Consider the following 20,491-nt stretch of genomic DNA (forward strand, 5'->3'; position numbering starts at 1 on the left):
CGCCGGCAGGGGGGTTATGCGATGCAGGCATCGCGGGGTTATGGGTGAAACACGATCCGCTGCCCGGGCAGCGGCGCGACAACAGCCTGCCTGCACAAAGGCAACAGGGCTGCCGATAGGCAGCCCTGTGGTCAGAAAGCGACAGATGCGGATCAGTCCGTACCGGTTGCCTGCGTTCCGAAAGGCTGTTTGCCTTGCCACCACGCCAGCACCTGGTTGACGGACGTAGGAATGTCCATCTCGGAGTTGTCGAGCAGCACGGCATCTTCGGCTGGTTTCAGGGGCGCAGCGGCGCGGGAACGGTCCCGCGCATCGCGCGCTTCCAGGTCAGCACGAAGGTCGTCTATTTTAGCGTCAATTCCTTTGGAAATCAATTGCTTATGGCGGCGTTCGGCGCGTTTTTCGGCGCTGGCGGTCAAAAACACCTTGAGCGGGGCCTGCGGGAAGATCACCGTGCCCATGTCGCGGCCGTCGGCGACCAGCCCCGGCAGGCGGCGGAAGCCGTGCTGCAGGCCAACCAGCGCCTCGCGTACCGAGGGCAGGGCGGAGACGGCGGAGGCGTCCATGCCGCCCTGTTCGCTGCGGATATCCTCGGTGATGTCCTCGCCGCCCAGCAGGCACTGGCCATCGCCGAAACAGATGTCGAGTTCGCTGGCCAAGCTGGCAATCGCTGCTTCGTTGGTCGCCGGGTCACCATCCAGCAGGCCGGCACGGCGTGCGGCCAGGCCGACGATGCGGTAGAGCGAACCGGAATCGAGCAGGGCGTAGCCCAGCTGTGCCGCCACCGCGGCTGACAGCGTGCCCTTGCCGCTGGCGCTCGGACCGTCGATGCACAGCACCGGGATGCTGGCGGCGTCCGCCTGGCACAGCGCCAGGTAGTCGGTGAAATACTCGGGGAAAGTCTTGGCGACGCAGGAAGGATCATCGATGCGCACCGGCAGGCCGGCCGGGTTGAAGGCGGCGAGCGAGCCGCACATGGCCATGCGGTGGTCGTCGTAGGTGTGCAGGCTGGCGCTGCGCCACTGACCGGCCGCCGGCGGCGTGACGCGGATGGTGTCCTGGCCTTCCTCCACCGTGGCGCCGAGCTTGCGCAGCTCGGTCGCCATGGCGGCAATGCGGTCGGTTTCCTTGACGCGCCAGCTGGCAATATTGCGCAGCGTGGTGGTGCCGTTGGCGTACAGCGCCATCACGGCCAGCGTCATGGCGGCATCGGGTATGTGGTTGCAGTCCAGGTCGATTGCCTGCAGCGGCCAGCGGCCACGTTGCACGCGGATGCTGTCGGGGGTGCTGCTGATGCTGGCACCCATGGCGCGCGCCGCCTCGATGAAGCGGATATCGCCCTGGATCGAATCGGCGCCAACGCCTTCGATGGTGATGCTGTGGCCTTGTGCCGGATCGGCGGCAATCGCGCCGAGGGCGATGAAATAGCTGGCCGACGAGGCATCGGCTTCGACATGCAGCTCGCCGGGTGACTGGTAGACGGCATCGGCCGGCACGGTAAACGCCTGCCAGCCGGTTTCGCTGTCGCGCTCGACCTGCACGCCATAGCGGCGCATCAGGTTCAGCGTGATCTCGATATACGGCTTGGAAATCAGCTCGCCCTGGATGCGGAAGGTGGTGGCGTGCTGTGCCAGCGGTGCTGCCATCAGCAGTGCGGTCAGGAACTGGCTGGAGACATCGCCGCGCACACGGATTTCCACCGGCTCCTGTGCCTGGCTCTGGCGCGGGCCGATGCGCAGCGGCGGGTAGCCGGGGTTGGCCAGGTAGCGCACATCGCAGTCGAGCTGCAGCAGGCCGTCCACCAGGTCGCCGATCGGGCGCTCGTACATGCGCGGGATGCCGGTCATCTCGAAGTGGCCGTCGAGCATGGCAAGCGCGGCGGTGAGTGGACGCATGGCGGTGCCGGCATTGCCGAGGAACAGGGCCAGTGGGGCATCGGCCTGGCGCGCGCTGTCGGGCAGTCGGCCACCATTGCCGGTGATGCGAGCGGTGGTGCCGTCACGCTCTACCTGGCAGCCGAGCTGCTGCAGCGCCGCCAGCATCACGCGGGTGTCGTCGGAGTCCAGCAGGCCGTGCAGCACGGTGGTGCCGGCACACAGGCCGGACAGCAGCAGCACGCGGTTGCTGATGCTCTTGGAGCCGGGCAGGCGGACCGTGCCATGGGCTGCGGTCAGGGGAGGAAGGTCCAGGAAAGGGGGCTTGCTCATCAGGTTCAGGGCAGGGAATTGTTGTCCATGGTGCTCATGCGCCATTGGCTGCGGGCGTTGCTGGCCTCGGTGATCAGGGCCAGCAGACGATCGGCATCGTTATCGGCAATCGCCTGGGCAAAGGTTTGCAGCGAGGCGATCAGGGCATCGGTCTGGCGCAGCATTTCCTCGCGGTTGCAGAGGAAGATATCGCGCCAGATGTCCGGATTGCTGGCGGCAATACGGGTGAAGTCGCGGAAGCCGGAGCCGGCTAGCGCCAGCGTGTCGGCAGCATCGTCCTGGTGCAGGATGCTGTGCATCAGCGCATAGGCTGTCATGTGTGGCAGGTGGCTGACGGCGGCGAAGGCGGCATCGTGCGCCTGCGGATCCATGGTGATGACGCGACAGCCCAGCGCTTCCCACAGGCTGGTGGCCTGCTGCAGCGGACCGATGCGGGTGCTGCGCGCCGGCGTCAGGATCACCTGGCGGCCGCGGTACAGGTCCGGATCGGCATGGGCGATACCGGCGACTTCCTTGCCGGCAATCGGGTGTGCCGGCACGAACTGGCCGGCGTGCGGACCAAGAGCCGCTTGCGCTGCAGAGATCACGTTCTGCTTGGTCGAGCCGACGTCCATGATGATGGCGTCCGGGCGCAGCGACGGAGCGATGTCTTTCAGCACCTGCTCCGTCACCGCCACCGGTACTGCCAGCACGACGAAATCGGCGCGCTGCACGGCATCGGCGATGCTGCTGGTGGCGGCATCGATCACGCCACGGTCGAGGGCAAGGCGCAGGTCATCGGTACGCGGGCTGTAGCCCACGACCTGTTGTACCAGGCGTGCGCGTCGCATCGCCAGGGCGAGCGAGCCGCCCATCATGCCGCATCCGATCAGGGCCATGCGCAGGAACATCGCTTGCCTCCTGCCTCAGCCGTTGATGGCGTAAGAGCCCAGCACCTTGTAGTAGGCACAGATCGGGCGCAGATCGGCCAGCGCAGCCGCCATGGCGGGATCGCTGATATGGCCTTGCAGGTCGATGTAGAAGAAGTATTCCCATTGCTGGCCGCTGCGGGCCGGACGCGATTCGAAGCGCGACATGGACACGCCGTGGCGCTTGAGCGGTTCCAGCAGCTCGTAGACGGCGCCGGGACGGTTCACCACCGATACCACCAGGCTGGTGCAGTCGTGGCCGGAGGATTCCGGCATGGCCAGTGTTTCCGGCAGGCAGATCACGGCGAAGCGAGTGCGGTTGTAGGCATCGTCCTGGATCGAGGGCGAGATCACGTGCAGGCCGAACTGGCTGGCGGCGCGCAAGCTGGCGATCGCCGCCCACTTGGGGTTGCTGGCCACGATGCGGGCGCCCTCGGCATTGCTGTCTGCGGCGTGGCGCTCGGCGTTGGGCAGGTGGGCATTGAGCCAGTTCTGGCACTGCGCCAGCGCCTGCGGGTGCGCGTAGACGGCCTCGATGTCATCCAGGCTGTTGTCCTTGCGCAGCAGGTTGTGGCGTACCAGCAGGCTGGTTTCGCCAATGATGTGCAGCGGCGAAGTCAGGAACAGGTCCAGCGTGCGCGTCACCACGCCTTCGGTGGAGTTTTCTACCGGCACCACGCCAAAGGCAGCACGGCCGCCGGCGGTGGCCTGGAACACCTCGTCCATGCTGGTGCAGGGGATGTGCTCGATGCTGACGCCGAAAAAGGCTTCGGCCGCCTGTTCGCTGAAGGTGCCGGCCGGGCCCAGGTAGGCGACGCGCTGCGGCGCTTCCAGCGCACGACAGGCGGACATGATTTCGCGCCAGATGTTGGCGATGCTGGTTTCCTTGAGCGGGCCCAGGTTGTCCTGCTGCAGGGTGTGGATCACCTGTGCCTCGCGCTCGGGGCGGAATACCTGCGAGCCTTCCAGGCGCTTGATGTCGCCTACTTCGTTGGCCAGTGCAGCGCGTTCGTTGAGCAGCTTCAGCAGGTGTTGGTCTACCGCGTCGATGGCGACGCGCAAGTCGGCAATGGTCCGGGTCATGGCAGGATCAGAAAAACGGTCAGGGGGAATCAGGCCTGCTGGGCCTCGAAATCGCGCAGGTAGTCGACCAGCGCCTGGACGCCCGCCAGCGGCATGGCGTTGTAGATGCTGGCACGCATGCCGCCCACGGACTTGTGGCCCTTGAGTTGCAGCAGGCCGCGTTCGCGTGCGCCCTCCAGGAAGGCGGCGTTGCGGCTTTCATCGGCCAGGAAGAAGGGCACGTTCATGCGGGAACGCGCAGCGGGATCGACCTCGTTGCGGTAGAACGCCGACTGGTCGATGAAGTTGTACAGCAGTTCGGCCTTGGCGATGTTCTGCGCCTCCAGCGCAGCCACGCCGCCTTGTTCCAGCAGCCACTGGAAGATCAGGCCGGCCATGTAGATGCCATAGGTCGGCGGCGTGTTGAACATGGAGTCGTTCTTCGCCACCAGCTCGTAGTTGAAGGCACTCGGGCAGATCGGCAGCGCATGGCCGATCAGGTCCTCGCGGATCACCACCAGCGTCAGGCCGGCCGGACCGATGTTCTTTTGCGCGCCACCATAGGCCAGGCCGACGCGGCTCCAGTCGATGCTGCGCGACAGCACGTGCGAGGAGAAGTCGATCACCAGCGGGGCGTCACAACCCAGCGCTGCCAGGTCCGGCAGCGTGTGGAATTCCACGCCATGGATGGTCTCGTTGCTGCAGATATGCACGTAGCGGCTACCCGGCGAGATCTGCCAGCTGGCCGGATCGGGAATGCGGGTGAACGGATCGGCCTGGGCCGCCAGCTGCACCTGGCAGTACCTGCCGGCTTCCACCTGGCTTTTCTGGCTCCAGCTGCCGGTCACCACGTAGCTGGCGCTTTCGCCGCGGCTCAGGTTCAGCGGCACGATGGCGTTTTCGGCAATCGCTCCACCCTGCATGAACAGGATCTGGAAGTTGTCCGGAATCGCCAGCAGGGTGCGCAGATTGGCCTTGGCCTGTTCCAGGATGATGCCGAAAGGCTCGCTGCGGTGGCTCATCTCCAGCACGCCCATGCCGGCACGACGTCCGTCCGGGTAGGGCCAGTCCAGCAATTCGCTGGCGGCGCGTTGCAGTACGGCCGCCGGCATGGTGGCCGGGCCGGCCGAGAAGTTGTAGGGGCGGTGCAGGACGTCAGGCATGATGGCAGTCAGGGCTTACTTGTTGCTGTTGATGATCTGGTTGGCGCGGCTGTCGAAGGTCTTGATGCGGGCTTCCACATCCTTGCGCGTGGCTTCCACCAGTTTCTGCGCCAGCATGTTCGCCATCTGCGGGTTGGCTGCGTAGTACTTCTTGATCACGGGCGATTCCATGAAGGCCACCAGCTGGCGCAACTCGTCGGCGGTAAAGCGCTCGGCATAGGCCGGTACCAGCACGTCCAGGCTGATGCGCTCATTGCGGCTCTTGATCAGGCGCACGTTGTCCTGGTTGAACTTCTTCAGTTCGGCATCCAGCTGGTCGGCGGCGGCACGCTGCTTGGAGCGCGGCAGCTGGTCCAGCTTGGGCAGCCAGGTCGATACCACGGTCTGCGAGGCGGTACCGGCCAGTTGCGCGATCAGCGCATCCATGTCGTTCGCCTTCTGCAGGTTCACGATACGTGTGGCCAGTTGCTTGCGTGCAGCGGCATCGGACTGGGCGTGGGCGGGAGCGGCAGCCAGGCCCACGGACAGGGCGATGGCAGCAATAACAGGGGTGGCAAAGCGCATGGTCATCTCGGTACTACCTGAAAAGGGAAAACAGGAATCGGAACGTGCCGCCACCGTTGGCAGCGGCACGATTCAGGCATTGTGCATCATTCGGCTGCTGGAGCCGTATCGTCTGCTGCCGTGTCGTTGTCGGCGGCGTCCTCGCTGGCATCGTTCTCGACGATGCGTTGCAGGCCGATCAGTTCGGCGCCGTCATCCAGCGCAATCAGCGTCACGCCCTGCGTGGCACGGCCCATCTCGCGGATTTCGGCCACGCGCGTACGCACCAGCACGCCGCGATCTGTGATCAGCATGATCTCGTCATCCTCATGCACCAGCGTGGCGGCGACGACCTTGCCGTTGCGCTCGCTCTGCTGGATCGCAATCATGCCCTTGGTGCCACGGCCATGGCGCGTGTACTCGGCAATATTGGTGCGCTTGCCAAAGCCGTTGACGGTGGCGGTCAGCACGCTTTGCGACTCGTCGCCGGCCACCAGCAGGGAAATCACCTGCTGGCCGTCTTCCAGCTGCATGCCGCGCACGCCGCGCGCCTGGCGGCCCATCGGGCGCACATCGTTCTCGTCAAAGCGCACCGCCTTGCCACCATCGCTGAACAGCATCACGTCATGTGCGCCATCGGTCAGGGCGGCGCCGATCAGGTAGTCGCCTTCATCCAGGCCCACGGCGATGATGCCGGCCTTGCGCGGGTTGCTGAATTCGTCCAGCGCGGTCTTCTTGACCGTGCCCTGGGAGGTGGCCATGAACACGTAGTGATCGCTCGGGAAGGTGCGCATGTCGCCGGTCAGCGGCAGCACCACGGTGATCTTCTCGGCATCTTCCAGCGGGAACATGTTGACGATCGGACGGCCGCGCGAGCCACGGCTGCCGGTGGGCACTTCCCAGACCTTGAGCCAGTAGAGGCGGCCGCGGTTGCTGAAGCACAGCAGGTAGTCATGCGTGTTGGCAATGAACAGCTGCTCGATCCAGTCGTCGTCCTTGGTGGTGGTGGCCTGCTTGCCACGGCCGCCGCGCTTCTGCGAGCGGTACTCGGACAGCGGCTGGCTCTTGACATAGCCGGTGTGCGACAGCGTCACCACCATGTCGGTCGGCGTGATCAGGTCTTCCGTGCCCAGTTCCAGAGCGTTGTGCTCGATCTCGCTGCGGCGTGCGCCCAGCTTGGTCTGGCCAAACTCGCTCTTGAGCGCGTTCAGCTCTTCGCCGATGATGGTGGAGACGCGCTCGGGCTTGGCCAGGATATCCAGCAGATCCTCGATCTCGGCCATCACGTCCTTGTACTCGGCCACGATCTTGTCCTGCTCCAGGCCGGTCAGGCGCTGCAGGCGCATTTGCAGGATTTCCTGCGCCTGCACATCGCTCAGGCGGTACAGGCCGTCCTGGCCCAGACCGTACTGGCGGCCCAGGCCTTCGGGGCGGTAGTCGTCGGCGTTGACGACGCTGCCGTCCTCGCGCGCACGCGTCAGCATCTCGCGCACCAGGCTGCTGTCCCAGCTGCGCGCCATCAGCTCGGCCTTGGCCACCGGCGGGGTGGGGGACTCGCGGATGATGCGGATGAACTCGTCGATGTTGGCCAGCGCCACCGCCAGGCCTTCCAGCACGTGGCCGCGATCGCGTGCCTTGCGCAAGTTGAAGATGGTCCTGCGCGTTACCACCTCGCGGCGGTGCTGCAGGAACACGCTGATCAGGTCCTTGATATTGCACAGGCGCGGCTGGCCATCGATCAGCGCCACCATGTTGATGCCGAAGGTGTCCTGCAGCTGGGTGTGCTTGTACAGGTTGTTCAGCACCACCTCGGGCAGTTCGCCGCGCTTGAGCTCGATCACCAGGCGCATGCCCGACTTGTCGGATTCGTCCTGGATATGGCTGATGCCCTCGATGCGCTTTTCGTGCACCAGTTCGGCAATGCGTTCCTGCAGCGTCTTCTTGTTGACCTGGTAGGGCAGCTCGTCCACGATGATCGCCTGGCGCTGGCCCCGGTCGATATCTTCGAAGTGCACCTTGGCGCGCATCACCACGCGGCCACGGCCGGTGCGATAACCTTCGCGCACGCCGGAAATGCCATAAATGATGCCGCCCGTCGGGAAATCCGGCGCCGGGATGATCTCGATCAGGTCATCGATGCTGGCATCGGGGTGTGCCAGCAGATGCAGGCAGGCGTCCACCACCTCGTTCAGGTTGTGCGGCGGGATGTTGGTGGCCATGCCCACGGCAATGCCGGAGGAACCGTTCACCAGCAGGCTTGGCAGGCGCGTCGGCAGCACCAGCGGCTCCTGCTCGCTGCCATCGTAGTTGGGACCAAAGTCGACCGTCTCCTTGTCGATATCGGCCAGCATCTCGTGCGCGATCTTGGACAGGCGGATCTCGGTATAACGCATGGCGGCGGCGCTGTCGCCGTCCACCGAGCCGAAGTTGCCCTGGCCATCCACCAGCATGTGGCGCATGCTGAAGTCCTGCGCCAGTCGCACGATGGTGTCGTAGACGGCGCTGTCGCCGTGCGGGTGGTACTTACCGATCACGTCACCGACGATACGCGCCGACTTCTTGTAAGGGCGGTTCCAGTCGTTATTGAGCACGTGCATGGCATACAGCACGCGGCGGTGCACCGGCTTGAGGCCGTCACGGGCATCGGGCAGGGCACGGCCCACGATCACGCTCATGGCGTAATCGAGGTAGCTGCGGCGCATCTCTTCTTCTAGACTGATGGGCAGCGTTTCTTTGGCAAATTCTGTCATGCTGGCGGAGACTCTTCCTGTATATGAATAGCCACCATTCTACCGGGTCAGGTCAAGTGTCCGGTCAGGCAGTCGCCCCGCTGGCTGTGTGGCAAGCGCGCAACAAAGCGCCAGATTTCCCCCGGGCTGACGTGCAGAGGCCTTGTGGAGCGGTTAAAGTGAATGCGTGCTGTGGCACAATCGGTTCGACGGGTTACGCTCAAGGGCATCCGAAACTCGCATAATCGTGCAGCTCCTGCTGTGGTATTAAATCAAGAGGATAAACATGAAGAAACTGAATAAAGTGGCTGTGTTGTTCGCAACTGTCGCTATGGCAGGCAGTGCTATGGCTGCATCCACCACCCTGAAGGGTGACAACTGGGTTAACAACCACGGTAACCTGGTGTGGATGAACGGCACGAACGAACTGTGCTGGCAAGATAACTACTGGACTCCGGCTACCGCTGCCACCCCGGCTTGCGGCCTGCCCGTTGCCCAGGCAGCTCCGGCTCCTGCTGCTCCGGTTGCCAGCAAGGTGACCTACGCTGCTGACGCCTTCTTCGACTTCGACAAGTCCGTGCTGAAGCCGGCTGGCCGCGCTACCCTGGACGACCTGGTCAGCAAGATCCAGGGCCTGAACCTGGAAGCCGTGATCAGCACTGGTCACACCGACTCCATCGGCTCTGACGCCTACAACCAGGCTCTGTCTGTTCGTCGCGCCAACGCCGTGAAGAACTACCTGGTGTCCAAGGGCATCCCCGCTGAGCGCATCTACGTGGAAGGCAAGGGCGAAAGCCAGCCGGTCGCTACCAACGCTACCCGCGAAGGCCGCGCCCAGAACCGTCGCGTGGAAATCGAAGTGGTTGGCACCCGCTAATCCTTCTGCTCACGCAGACCCAAAAAGCCCCGCCCTGCGGGGCTTTTTGTCGTCTGGAGGGTGGATACGCGGCATCTGATTTTTGAGGCACAATCAGCCTATGGAAAATACCAATACCCAGCAATCCGTGCCGGCGGAGAACGTTGATCCGGCGGAAGTGGCCAAGTTTTCTGACCTGGCGCACCAGTGGTGGGACGAGACTGGCGTACTGCATACGCTGCACGCCATCAACCCTTTGCGTCTGGGCTGGATCCAGGAAGTGGCTGGCCCGCTGCGCGAACGGCAGGTGCTGGATGTAGGCTGCGGTGGCGGTATCCTGTCCGAATCCATGGCGCAGGCCGGTGCCCAGGTGACGGGTATCGACCTGGCGGAAGAATCGCTGCGCGTGGCACAGTTGCACGCGCTGGAAGCTGGCGTCAACAACGTGCGCTACCAGAAGGTCAGCGTGGAGCAGTTTGCAGCCGAACATCCGGGCGAATTTGATGTCGTCACTTGCATGGAAATGCTGGAGCACGTGCCTGATCCGGCCTCGGTGGTGCGTGCCTGTGCGCAGGCGGTCAAGCCGGGCGGCTGGGTGCTGCTGTCCACCATCAACCGCAATCCCAAGTCCTTCCTGTTTGCGATCCTGGGTGCGGAATACCTGCTGAATCTGGTGCCGCGTGGTACCCACGAATACGCCAAGATGATCACCCCGGCCGAGCTGATGCGCGAATGCCGTGAATCTGGCCTGGCGATTGATTCCACGCGTGGCCTGCATTACAACCCGCTGACGCAGCGCTATTGGCTCGATGCCAATGTGGACGTCAATTACATGGTGGCTTGCCGCAAGCCGGACTGAACGGGTTTCATATGGCATTCTCGAATATCCAGGCGGTGCTGTTCGATCTGGACGGCACACTGATTGACAGCGCCCCGGATCTGGGCGCAGCCGTGGACCGCATGCGCGTGGCGCGTGGACTGCCGTCGCTGCCGCTGGAACACTATCGGCCCATGGCCGGTGCCGGCGCGCGCGGCATGCTCGGTCTGGCGTTTGGCATGGCGCCGGAGCATCCGGATTTTCCGGACTACCGCGAGGAATTTTTCCGAAACTATGAATCCAGCCTGACCGAGCTGACACACGCTTTTGATGGCGTACCGGAGCTGTTGCGTGCGCTGGAGTCGGCTGGCCTGCGCTGGGGCATCGTCACCAACAAGACTGAGCGCTTCACGCTGCCACTGACACGTACCATGCCGGTGCTGCAAGGCGCTGCCGTGGTGGTGGCGGGGGATACCACGCCGCACCCCAAGCCGCATCCGGAGCCGTTGCTGGAGGCGGCACGCCGCCTGCAGCTGCCGCCGTCGGCCTGCCTGTACGTGGGGGATGACAAACGCGATATTGATGCGGCACGCGCTGCCGGCATGCCGGATGTGGCCGCGCTCTGGGGCTATCTGGGCGAGCACGATGTGGCGGCCTGGGGTGCCCAGGCCGAAGCGGCGCAGCCGGCCGAGGTGCTGGCGCTGATCGGGCTGCAATAAGACCATGCGCTGGCAGAGTCGGTTGGGACTGATGCTGCTGGTACTGGCAGGGGCTGCCCAGGCGCAGCAACCCTGTTTTTCCGATACCGACTGGCAGGCCTTGCAGCGCAGCACGGCGGCAGATGGTGCAGCGCGTCCGGTGCTGCTCTATGTCTGGTCGCCACGCATGGTGCTGTCGGCGCGGCATGCCGCCGAGGTGCAGCAGGTGGCGACGGATCTGGCGATTGACTGGCTGGTGGTGCACGATGGCCGTGTGCCCGATAGTGAAATACAAGAGGCGCGGCAGACGCTGGACGCAGACGCCCAGCAGGTGTTGGCATACAGTCAGCCCTTGTGTGCGCAGGAGCTGATTGAGGCCGATGCCTACCGGCACTTTCCCAGCGCCTGGCTGGTGCAGCAAGGCCGGGCTGCCACGCGGCCTCTGGTATCGGCCATGCCGCCAGCGTATTGGCGCCTGGGTATTGAAGAGCGCCTGCACAGCGGGGAGAAATAGCGATGAATCTGCTGGATAGGGCGACAAAAGGGGTCGCTGCACTGATACTGCTGGGCTCCAGCGGACTGGCGCTGGCCCAGGCACCGCAAGCCTGTATCGCGCCGACTACCTTTATCGAACTGACTGCCGATGTCGCTGGCAGCAGCCAGGACGCTGCCGGCAAGCCACTGGTGCCACTGGGCAGCTATGAGCGCTTCAGTCCGGATGGCCGCTTTGTGCTGCGCTCGTTTTCTGGTGCAAAGCTGGGGCAGGTGAGCCTGATGGAGTTGCCGGAGTTGGGTGGCACGGTGGTGCGCGCCTACGCCACGCCGTTGCAGAACGAGGCGTTTCCGGTGCAGGGCAGCTGGCGCTGGCTGGTGAATGTGAATGGCGACCATTACCGCCTGCAGGATGTGTTGCAGCAACAGACCAGTGCCCGACCGCAGTTCCGTGGTGGCATGACTGGCTTTTATGCGGCGGCATCCGAACTGCCGGGTGATCAGCCAGGGCAGGTGAAGATCCGTTCGCTGAGCTGGCCGAATGCCGATGGCGAGGAGAGCATGGGTCTGGGCGCGCTGTCCAGTCGTACGCTGACGGTGGATTTGGCGCAGCAGCGCATCGTGGCCGATTCCGGTCGGGTCTACCACTGCCGGGATCGCGCGCGGGAAGATGGTGCCATGTACGCCTTGCCGATGATCTCGGTGGACGGCACCGAGTATGCCGCCATGCCGCAGAACCCGGTGCAGGGGCAGCCGACCATGCGCATCTACGGATTTGGGGACGATGGCAAGGGCTGCGAGCTGCGTGACACCTTTGCCCATGCCAGCGGCAAGACGATTTTCGGTTTTTCGCAGGGGCAGCCGGGTGGCGATCTGGCGTATGAGTATCGCGGTCAGGCCTGGTGGTACAGCCGCACGCTGCAGCAGGCCTTCAATCTGGCCACGCCGCCTGCGCACGCCGGCGAGACACTGACCGCCAGCGCCTTTCCCGGGCTGACGCGTGATGGCCGGGTGATCTATGCCAGTACCTTGCGCCAGTGTGATGCGCAGGGGCAGAACTGTCGCCAGCGTGTCGGTTATACGGTGGCGGATCCGTACCAGAGCGCTGCGGTGCGGGCCTGGCGGCAGCGCCATCCGGCACAGGCGAAGCTGTTGCCAGCCTGCATCACGCAAGAGCAGGTGCGCCAGCTGCGTGCCGGCTTTGCCGCCGAACACGGCCTGCGACCCTGAACGTAGCCAGATGCAAGAGCTGCAAGCGCTTGTAATGGGTGGCGTGACAGCGGCAGGGCAGGCGGCTATAATAAGGATCCCTCTGGGGCTGCACTGGTTTCGACATGGGTTCGGACGCGTTGCGGGGCATGTCGAGCTTGGGTCACGCTCGTAAATCTCGATTCAAAAAAGTAACTGCAAACGACGAACGTTTCGCACTCGCTGCTTAATCCAGCGAGCCTTGCAACAGTCGGTCAATGGGCTGGGCAAGGGATGGTTGGCGCAAGCTGACCAGTCCAGGCTGCAAGGTTAATTCACATTGACTGGCTGCGCGTCGTGTTCCTTGGCGCGTAGCAAGACTTAAGGGGACTGGCCTGTTGTGCAGCGTGCCACTGCGCGGCATGACGGGCGAGATCAAATCAGCTGGCTACGCATGTAGAACCGGACGAAAAAGGCTTGTGGACGCGGGTTCAATTCCCGCCAGCTCCACCATTTCACTGATCAACGCCATCTGTCATTGTTTGACGGGTGGCGTTTTTCTTTGTGGATCAACAGGTTCAATTTCAAATTGGACAGATTCCCCTGACGGTCAGTGCAAGGCAGCGTGGGGCAGTTTGTGGGGCAGTAAGTCTGCGGCGTTGGGCAGAAATCGCAATTGCCCCACTAATGTGTTGCAATGATGATCTGCGACCTATGCATTCATCCTGCCTGCCCGCACCGCCAGCGGCCAGGTAATCCCACGCTTCACGTCCGCATGCCCCCATGCCTGCTCCAGCCGCTGCCCAAACTCCAGCATGGCCGAGGACCCCAACACCCGCTCAGCCGCCTTCACCGCCGACCACGTCCCCACATACCCCAACAGTTCCTGCAGATCCCAGCGGCGCCGTATCGCCATGGCAGGCACTTCTAATTCCCGAAACGGAAAATACAGCTCCCGATACCCATTCTCCACATGCCGCCGTTCCGCCGGCCAGTAGGGGCCAATGACGCGTGTATAGAAACCCTGCACGATGCGATCGATCTCCGGGTCGTCCACATGCAGCACACCATAGGTGATCAGCGCCACTACCGCGCCGGGGCGGGCGACGCGCTGCACTTCGGCGCAGAATGCCGGCATGTCAAACCAGTGCGCCGCCTGCGCTGCCGTGATCAGGTCAACCGATTGGTCTGGCAGGGGGAGCTGTTCGGCCGGGGCGCAGAGGTAGCGGATGTTGGCACGTGACTCGGCGTGATCGATCTGGTCCTGGCTGGGATCGATACCGATGACCTGATCCACATGCTGCGCCAGTTGTACCGTCAGCTGGCCGTTGCCGCAGCCTACATCCAGAGCTACGCGCGGCTGTGCCACCAACTGAGCCAGGGTGGCTGCCAGCTCCGGCGGATAGTCTGGGCGGTGTCGTGCGTAGGCCTGGCCACCTTGTGTGAACCAGTTGGTGCTCATGTCGCCTCCTTACCTGGCGTGTTCTTAGCCTTGAGTGGCATCCTGCAACACCACCCGATCCCGCAGTATCACGGCCCTGAAGGCATCGCTGGTGACGGCCCAATCGACAAGATCTACTTTCCAGGGTAGATCGGAAACAGAAAAGTCATCAGCCAGAGCGGCATGTAAGGATAGGGGAAGCGGGGTGTCGGTGATGATGGCCAGATCGAGATCGGAATAGGGCTTGGCTGTTCCCTTGACGCGTGAGCCAAAGGCCCAGACGGCGTGCCCAGGTACATGCTTGTGCAGAATATGCTGCACGATTTGCCACTGTTCAGGCTGGAGATCCACATCTGGCATGCGTATCTGGTTCACGCCTGCGCCTCTTGCAATTGCAGGAGCAGATGCCTGGCTTCATTCAGAAAAGCAGGGATGCCACCCACCACCAGCAGGGCGACTTCTTCGTCGTAGGTATGGCTGGTTCTGGCTCGCATATCGCGGTAGGTTCGCCATTGTGACCAGTCACCCAACAGCAGTTGGCGCTCATTGCCGCTGCGAACCAGATCCTGGAAGTTCATGGCGTCGAATTCGGCGGGGTTGGCCGAAGTGGCTTCCAGAAAGCGCTTCAGCATCTTGTGGCTGATTTCGTAGGTGAATTCGAAACGCTGGATCAGCCCGTCACGAATTTGCGTGTCGCTGATGTCCTGCTGATAGCGTATCCAGCCTTCATCCAAGCGCTGGATAGCGCGTTCAAGCGGACCAAGATCCAGCCGAGATGCATGCGCCATGGGAATTCCCGAGTAGAAGAAACAGGGTCCTATTGTTGCACCGAAGTACAGATTGGGCGCATCGTAGTTGACCATACGATGCGCCTTGGTAGCTCAATTACACCCGACATTAACCAAGCTGTGCATATTGTTACTCCGGGTGTAAACCCTGAAGTCATGGCATCATCGCCGGTTTTTTCCGTTGTAGATCATGGACATGCTTGGCCGCAACCGGGCATGCCAAGAACAAGAAAGGACTTCCCATGACGAACCCGACGACACAGCCGGGGCAGGATGTGATCGAGCATCCGACCGATGAAATGAACCATACCGGCATCAGCCTGGTCCGCTCCTGGATCATCGTGGCGGTTGCCGTGGCCGCCAGTGTAGGCCTGTATTTCTTGCTGACCGGCTCGGCCGGCATTGAGCCGGTGCCGAGCAAGGGCTTGGCACTGCTGCTGTTCATCGCCATCCTGTGGCTGACCGAAGCGATCCACGTGACCATTACCGCACTGCTGGTGCCAGTGGGCGCGCTGATCCTCGGCTTTCCGGAATTCAACACCAGCAAGGCGCTGTCCACGTTTGCCGATCCGATCATCTTCCTGTTCTTCGGCGGCTTTGCGCTGGCTACCGCACTGCACGTGCAGAACCTGGATCGCAAGATCGCCTTCTGGCTGATGTCGCTGGCAGGCTCCCACCTGGGCGTTGCCGCGCTGCTGCTGTTTGCAGTAACCGCGGCACTGTCGATGTGGATCAGCAACACGGCGACTGCCGCCATGATGCTGCCGCTGGCACTGGGCATCATGAGCCACCTGGACAAGAAGCAGGAGCGCAATACCTTCATCTTTATCCTGCTGGGCATTGCCTATTCCGCATCCATTGGCGGCCTGGGTACGTTGGTCGGTTCGCCGCCCAATGCGATTGCCGCCCGTGCGCTGAACTTGGACTTTGCCGGCTGGATGAAGGTCGGCCTGCCGCTGATGCTGATCCTGATGCCGCTGATGGTGCTGACGCTGTGGCTGGTGTTCCGTCCCAACCTGAATCGCCGTATCCAGATCCCCCATGAAGAGATCCCGTGGACCAGCAAGCGCGTCATGACCATGGTGGTGTTTGCCGTTACCGCCCTGGCCTGGATTTTTGGTGGCGATGTCGCCAAGGCACTGCAAGTGACTGCGCCTGATACCTTTATCGCGCTGACTGCGGCCGTGGTCATTGCCATTCTGGGCCTGGCCACCTGGCGCCAGATTTCCGACAACACCGACTGGGGCGTGCTGTTCCTGTTCGGCGGTGGTCTGACCCTGTCCGGCCTGCTGCGCAGCTCCGGCGCTTCTGCCGTGCTGGGCGACCAGGTCGCGGCTTTCCTGACCGGTGCTGACCCGCTGCTGATCATCTTTGGCGTGACGACCTTCATCATCGTGCTGACCGAGTTCACCAGCAACACGGCATCTGCTGCGCTGCTCGTGCCGGTGTTTGCAGCCATTGCCGAGCGCATGGGCATGCCGCCCACTGTGCTGGTGCTGATGATCGGTATCGGTGCCTCCTGTGCCTTCATGCTGCCGGTGGCCACGCCGCCCAACGCCATCGTGTTCGGTACCGGCCATATCCGCCAGTCCGAGATGGTGCGCGCCGGCGCCGTACTCAACGTGTTCTGCGTGATCGTGCTGACGCTGTGGGGCTACTTCGTGCTGCGTTGATGCAGACCTGAGCCCAGCCGACAACCGGTGCCTTGCGGGGCACCGGTTTTTTTGTTTGACGATGACTCCAGCCCGGTACTTCGCTGGACTACGCCGAAGCTCGATACAGCAGGTTTATCAATAGCTTACCCGGACGAGCGAATTGTCGTATCACTGATACGACAATTGAGCTGGTGGCGCGCGACAGCGGCTGGCTGACCGTGCTGCCCGAGGTGGTGGTGCAGGACGAACTGCGCGCGGGCACCCTGGTGACGGTGTGCCAATCGACGCTGCTGCAGGAAAACTTCTACGCCATCACCACGCCGCGCCGGCACCGCATCGACGCGCTAGAGCAATTGCTGGCGCCGCCAGCAGATTGAACGAGCCGGGACAGGGTTTATTGAAAGCCCAGCAACCCGCCGCTTCGTAGTCCGGCATCATCAGCCACCCTTCGACGCCAAATCAGGCGGGTGTGCTTTGTTCGCTCCGAGCGCCACCGTCAGCGATCCGAGCGCGTCACCGCCACGCCCGCCGCGTACACCACGATGGGTGCGCCCCCCGTGGCGTGGGGCACATCCTTGCGCGGGTTCCACTGCGGGTGGTAGATCCCGATCTTGAAGTAAGGCGGGTTTTTCTGGTCGTAGTTGTTCGCGCCCTCGTAGCTGACCCAGTTCTCGCCATCGTGCGTCAACGCCACCAGGCCGCCCTGGCCGCTGCGCGACCAATGGATGCGGACATCAAAGCGGTGCCACACCCCGGTCTGCAGCGGCGGCAGAGAAAACTCTTTTTTCTCCACCTGATCCGGTGACGCCAGCCGGTTGACCATCAACCGCCAGTGATCGCCCTCGATCGCCAGCGAAATGGGCGGATTGGTGTCCCTGCCACTGTCGAGCTTGTAGCCGTGCCACTGCGCCACAATGGTCGCCTGCGGGTTGGGCCGCCAGTCCTGCGGCACAAAGACCGCAAATTGGTAGCGGTAATGGCCCCAGGGCATGGCGGCAGCGGCCAATTCGGCCCGGTAGGACACGCCATCGTCCGGCACCACGAAGCGGTAAGACGGGCCTCCATCGAGCGTGGGCTGATCCACCTGCGCAATGCTGCCATTGCCATAGATGGAGCGACGTGCCCACTGAAGAGCGCCGTCGGCACTGACGCCGGGCGCGTTGCGCCGCCCCGCAAAAGACGGTGCCGCGAGGGCCGCGCACAGCCCCAGCAGTACCAGGGCCTTGTAAGGTCTTGCACAAGACATCATTGCATTCATGGATGGCTCCTCAATGAAAAAGGGCGGATCAACACAAAGCCGCCAGGGCCTGCGCCACCCAGCTCCGGCACTGCCTTGGCATCGCGTTGCGGGTGCTGGCGCAGCAGCAGGCCGCGCCGTCAGGGGAATGTCGGCGCAAGCACCGCCCACAACCAACGCTGTCAAAGCATTTCCCGCTTCATATGGAAGATCGTCAACACATTCAACGTCAGTTGCTCAGGTGGGGTGCACTGCGGTCGCGTCGTTCGCTTTTTATGCCCACACCAATGTATCGCCGGCCATCCAAGCGATGCGCGCAGCCTGAACGCCCGGGTCGCCCGCATGTCCCAACGAGGCAAGCGCGTTTGCATGACAATGAAGCGGTCATAGTTCCCATGGGTACTGCATATGTCTGCTCGTGCATTGGCTCTCTTGCTGGCTCTGGTGCCACCAATGGTGTTGGCCGCATCCCCCACCCCTGCGCCTGCGCAGGTGGCCGCTGTGGCACGTGAACCGGCGGCGTCGGCTTGCCCGGCGCTCTTGAACTACACGTTTCCCAAGCTGCAGGATGAAAGCCCGCAGTCCTTGTGCCAATACAAAGGCAAGGTGGTTTTGGCCGTGAACACGGCCAGCTATTGCGGCTTCACCTACCAATACCAAGGGTTGGAAGCGCTGTTCCAAAAGTACAAGGGCCGCGGCCTGGTGGTGCTGGGCTTTCCGTCCAACGACTTTTTGCAGGAAAAAAGCGACAACAAAGAGATTGCCGAGTTTTGCTACAACACCTATGGCGTGATCTTTCCGATGTTTGCGCGCTCTGCCGTGCGTGGCTCGGATGCCAACCCGTTCTACAAGCAACTGGCGCAAATGACGGGCAAGGTTCCGTCCTGGAACTTCAACAAATACCTGATTGACCGCTCTGGGCGTTCGGTGACCCACTACGCCAGCACGGTCGAGCCTGACAACAAGGCATTTGTGGAGCAGCTGGAAAAGCTGCTTGCCCCGCCCTGACGAAGGTCAAGCTGCGGCGCTGGGCGTGCGGTGCCGCTTGAAGTGTGACGTTCTTTCGCTATTTTTTTTGCAGCAGCTGCGCCAGCGCCCCCGATAGCTCGGGGTAGCGCCAGACAAAGCCCGCTGCCTGGGCGCGCTGTGGCACCAGGCGCTGGCCGCCCAGCAGCAGCACCGACATCTCGCCCAGCGCCAGGCGCAGCGCCCAGGCGGGCGCGGGCAGCAGCGCGGGGCGATGCAGGGTGCGCGCCAGGGTGCGGGTGAAGTCGGCATTGCGCACCGCTTCGGGTGCGCAGGCGTTGAAGGGGCCGCTGGCGTCCTGGTGCTGCAGCAGGTAGTCGATCAGCGCCACCTGGTCGTCCAGGTGAATCCAGGGCATCCATTGCTGGCCGCTGCCCAGCCGGCCGCCCAGGCCCAGGCGAAACGGTGGCAGCAACCGCGCCAGCATGCCGCCATGCGCGGCCAGCACCGGCGCGGTGCGCAGCAGCGCGACGCGCACACCCCATTGGCGCGCCCGCTCGGCCTCTTGTTCCCAGGCCACGCACAGACGGCTGCCAAAGTCGGTGTTGCCGGGGGCGCTGTCTTCGGACAGCCATTGCTCGCCGCCGTCGCCATACCAGCCCACGGCCGAGCCCGAAAGCAGCACGCGCGGCGGCACGGGCTGCCGGCCTATCCAGTCCACCAGGCTGCGCGTCAAGTCCACGCGGCTGCGCCACAGCAGGGCCTGGCGCGCCTGGGTCCAGGGGCGATCGGCTATGGGGGCGCCGGCCAGGTTGACCACAGCGTCCATTGGTGGGCCGGCGTCCAGTTCTTGCAACTGCGCAATGCCACGCGCGCCGCTGCACAGCGCGGGCACCTGCTGGGGGCTGCGGCTCCAGACGCAGAGGGCGTGCCCCTGCCGGCTCCAGTGCTGGCACAGCGCGCGGCCAATCAGGCCCGTGCCGCCGGTAAGTAGGATGCGCATGGTGGGTTCTCCTCTCGTCAGTGTGTTGATGGCGCCGTCACCAGGGTAGGCGCTGGCCGTCGTAGGCCCAGAAGCCGCCGCTGTCCTCAGGCGTCAGGTGGTCGAGCACTGCCAGCAGGTCGCGCGCCGCGTCCTGCGCGGGCCGCCCGATCTGCGCGCCGCGAAACGGGGCCGACAGGGCCGAGTCCACCGTGCCCGGGTGCAGCGCCGCCAGCACGCACTGCGGGTGGGTGCGGGCCAGCTCGATGGCGGCGGTCTTGACCACCATGTTCAGCGCGGACTTGGACGCGCGGTAGCTGACCCAGCCGCCCAGGCGGTTGTCGCCAATGCTGCCCACCTTGGCCGATAGCACGGCGAAAAGGCTGCGCTCGTCGCGCGCCAGTTGCGGGGCGAAGTGCGCCAGCGCTAGCGCCGGGCCGATGGTGTTGATGGCGAAGCTGGCGGCCATGTGGTCGGCCTGGAGTTCGGCAAGTCGTTTCTCAGGGTTGCCGGTGGGGCCCTGCAGCATGCCGGTGGCCACCAGCACCAGATGCCAGGGCCCTTCGGCGTGCAGGGCCTGGGCTGCGGCAGCGATGCTGCCGGGCGCACCAAAGTCCAGCGCAGGTGTGCTGCCGCGCGCCAGCGTGCGCACCGCGGCGCAGCGCGGGTCGGTGCGCAATTGCGCGGCCATTGCGCCGCCAATGGCGCCGGTGGCGCCCAGCACCAGGGCGCGGTAACCGTCGGGCAGGGATTGCATGG

General features: G+C 63.8%; 19 protein-coding genes, 1 other RNA gene and 1 pseudogene. 9 read left to right on the forward strand and 12 right to left on the reverse strand.

All coding sequences use genetic code 11. From position 1 onward, the window contains the following. Positions 1–152: 152 nt before the first annotated feature. The 6 genes from ACI3EV_RS04210 to gyrA all read right to left on the reverse strand — a co-directional run bounded on the left by ACI3EV_RS04210 (position 153) and on the right by gyrA (position 8,633). Entirely contained in the window at positions 153–2,207 is a 2,055-nt protein-coding gene (locus ACI3EV_RS04210; protein ID WP_337690763.1) for a bifunctional 3-phosphoshikimate 1-carboxyvinyltransferase/cytidylate kinase, read from the reverse strand. Positions 2,208–2,212: 5 nt separating this feature from the next. Further along, entirely contained in the window at positions 2,213–3,097 is an 885-nt protein-coding gene (locus ACI3EV_RS04215; RefSeq protein WP_337690761.1) for a prephenate dehydrogenase/arogenate dehydrogenase family protein, read from the reverse strand. Positions 3,098–3,112: 15 nt separating this feature from the next. Beyond that, positions 3,113–4,198, reverse strand: a complete 1,086-nt coding sequence (gene pheA / locus ACI3EV_RS04220; protein WP_337690760.1) for a prephenate dehydratase — start codon at positions 4,196–4,198, stop codon at positions 3,113–3,115. Between the two features lie 29 nt (positions 4,199–4,227). Beyond that, positions 4,228–5,340, reverse strand: coding sequence for a 3-phosphoserine/phosphohydroxythreonine transaminase (serC, locus tag ACI3EV_RS04225; protein ID WP_337690758.1), 1,113 nt, complete (start codon positions 5,338–5,340; stop codon positions 4,228–4,230). 15 nt (positions 5,341–5,355) lie between these two features. After that, complete coding sequence (locus ACI3EV_RS04230) at positions 5,356–5,904, reverse strand: DUF2059 domain-containing protein (RefSeq protein ID WP_329770835.1); 549 nt, start codon at positions 5,902–5,904, stop codon at positions 5,356–5,358. Between the two features lie 86 nt (positions 5,905–5,990). Beyond that, positions 5,991–8,633, reverse strand: a complete 2,643-nt coding sequence (gene gyrA / locus ACI3EV_RS04235) for a DNA gyrase subunit A (protein WP_337690755.1) — start codon at positions 8,631–8,633, stop codon at positions 5,991–5,993. Between the two features lie 265 nt (positions 8,634–8,898). Between gyrA and ompA the strand changes: the two genes are divergently transcribed. The 6 genes from ompA (at position 8,899) to ssrA (ending at position 13,176) form a co-directional block, all read left to right on the forward strand. Continuing rightward, the gene (gene ompA / locus ACI3EV_RS04240; protein ID WP_329770837.1) at positions 8,899–9,489 is read left to right on the forward strand and encodes an outer membrane protein OmpA; all 591 of its coding nucleotides are present in this window, start codon (positions 8,899–8,901) and stop codon (positions 9,487–9,489) included. 100 nt (positions 9,490–9,589) lie between these two features. After that, entirely contained in the window at positions 9,590–10,327 is a 738-nt protein-coding gene (gene ubiG / locus ACI3EV_RS04245) for a bifunctional 2-polyprenyl-6-hydroxyphenol methylase/3-demethylubiquinol 3-O-methyltransferase UbiG (RefSeq protein ID WP_329770838.1), read from the forward strand. A gap of 11 nt (positions 10,328–10,338) precedes the next feature. Then, on the forward strand, positions 10,339–11,004 hold the full coding sequence (gene gph / locus ACI3EV_RS04250) for a phosphoglycolate phosphatase (protein WP_329770839.1): 666 nt from the start codon (positions 10,339–10,341) through the stop codon (positions 11,002–11,004). Positions 11,005–11,008: 4 nt separating this feature from the next. Beyond that, positions 11,009–11,497 carry a hypothetical protein gene (locus ACI3EV_RS04255; protein ID WP_329770840.1) on the forward strand — a complete coding sequence of 163 codons (489 nt, stop codon included), beginning with the start codon at positions 11,009–11,011 and terminating at the stop codon, positions 11,495–11,497. A gap of 2 nt (positions 11,498–11,499) precedes the next feature. Continuing rightward, positions 11,500–12,705: a hypothetical protein gene (locus ACI3EV_RS04260; protein WP_329770841.1), complete on the forward strand. Its 1,206-nt coding sequence runs from the start codon at positions 11,500–11,502 to the stop codon at positions 12,703–12,705. 84 nt (positions 12,706–12,789) lie between these two features. After that, positions 12,790–13,176: a transfer-messenger RNA gene (ssrA, locus tag ACI3EV_RS04265) on the forward strand. A gap of 199 nt (positions 13,177–13,375) precedes the next feature. On the opposite strand, the gene ACI3EV_RS04270 is transcribed toward ssrA, so the two are convergent. From ACI3EV_RS04270 to ACI3EV_RS04280, 3 genes are read right to left on the reverse strand one after another with little or no spacing between them, the layout of a single operon-like run. Further along, entirely contained in the window at positions 13,376–14,125 is a 750-nt protein-coding gene (locus tag ACI3EV_RS04270; protein WP_329770883.1) for a class I SAM-dependent methyltransferase, read from the reverse strand. A 24-nt stretch (positions 14,126–14,149) separates the two neighbouring features. Next, positions 14,150–14,479 (reverse strand): nucleotidyltransferase domain-containing protein, encoded by a 330-nt coding sequence (locus ACI3EV_RS04275; protein ID WP_329770884.1) that lies wholly within the window; start codon positions 14,477–14,479, stop codon positions 14,150–14,152. Continuing rightward, positions 14,476–14,967, reverse strand: a complete 492-nt coding sequence (locus ACI3EV_RS04280; RefSeq protein WP_329770885.1) for a nucleotidyltransferase substrate binding protein — start codon at positions 14,965–14,967, stop codon at positions 14,476–14,478. The genes ACI3EV_RS04275 and ACI3EV_RS04280 overlap by 4 nt, the downstream gene beginning before the upstream one ends. 167 nt (positions 14,968–15,134) lie before the next feature. Here ACI3EV_RS04280 and ACI3EV_RS04285 point away from each other — a divergent pair, with 167 nt between their 5' ends. Both ACI3EV_RS04285 and ACI3EV_RS04290 read left to right on the forward strand, forming a co-directional pair. Next, positions 15,135–16,565, forward strand: a complete 1,431-nt coding sequence (locus ACI3EV_RS04285; protein ID WP_329770886.1) for a DASS family sodium-coupled anion symporter — start codon at positions 15,135–15,137, stop codon at positions 16,563–16,565. Between the two features lie 164 nt (positions 16,566–16,729). Next, positions 16,730–16,924 (forward strand): annotated as a pseudogene (locus ACI3EV_RS04290) (LysR family transcriptional regulator); the annotation flags it as partial. 119 nt (positions 16,925–17,043) lie between these two features. Here the strand turns inward: ACI3EV_RS04290 and ACI3EV_RS04295 are convergent. Next, positions 17,044–17,805, reverse strand: a complete 762-nt coding sequence (locus ACI3EV_RS04295) for a polysaccharide lyase (RefSeq protein WP_337690749.1) — start codon at positions 17,803–17,805, stop codon at positions 17,044–17,046. A gap of 387 nt (positions 17,806–18,192) precedes the next feature. Between ACI3EV_RS04295 and ACI3EV_RS04300 the strand changes: the two genes are divergently transcribed. Continuing rightward, positions 18,193–18,792, forward strand: a complete 600-nt coding sequence (locus ACI3EV_RS04300; protein ID WP_405198036.1) for a glutathione peroxidase — start codon at positions 18,193–18,195, stop codon at positions 18,790–18,792. Between the two features lie 58 nt (positions 18,793–18,850). On the opposite strand, the gene ACI3EV_RS04305 is transcribed toward ACI3EV_RS04300, so the two are convergent. After that, positions 18,851–19,753: a TIGR01777 family oxidoreductase gene (locus tag ACI3EV_RS04305; protein WP_337690748.1), complete on the reverse strand. Its 903-nt coding sequence runs from the start codon at positions 19,751–19,753 to the stop codon at positions 18,851–18,853. A 37-nt stretch (positions 19,754–19,790) separates the two neighbouring features. Next, entirely contained in the window at positions 19,791–20,489 is a 699-nt protein-coding gene (locus tag ACI3EV_RS04310; protein ID WP_329770889.1) for an SDR family NAD(P)-dependent oxidoreductase, read from the reverse strand. Between the last annotated feature and the right edge of the window lie 2 nt (positions 20,490–20,491).

This window comes from Allobrachymonas wangyanguii (assembly GCF_045055315.1).
Lineage (GTDB): Bacteria > Pseudomonadota > Gammaproteobacteria > Burkholderiales > Burkholderiaceae_C > Brachymonas > Brachymonas wangyanguii.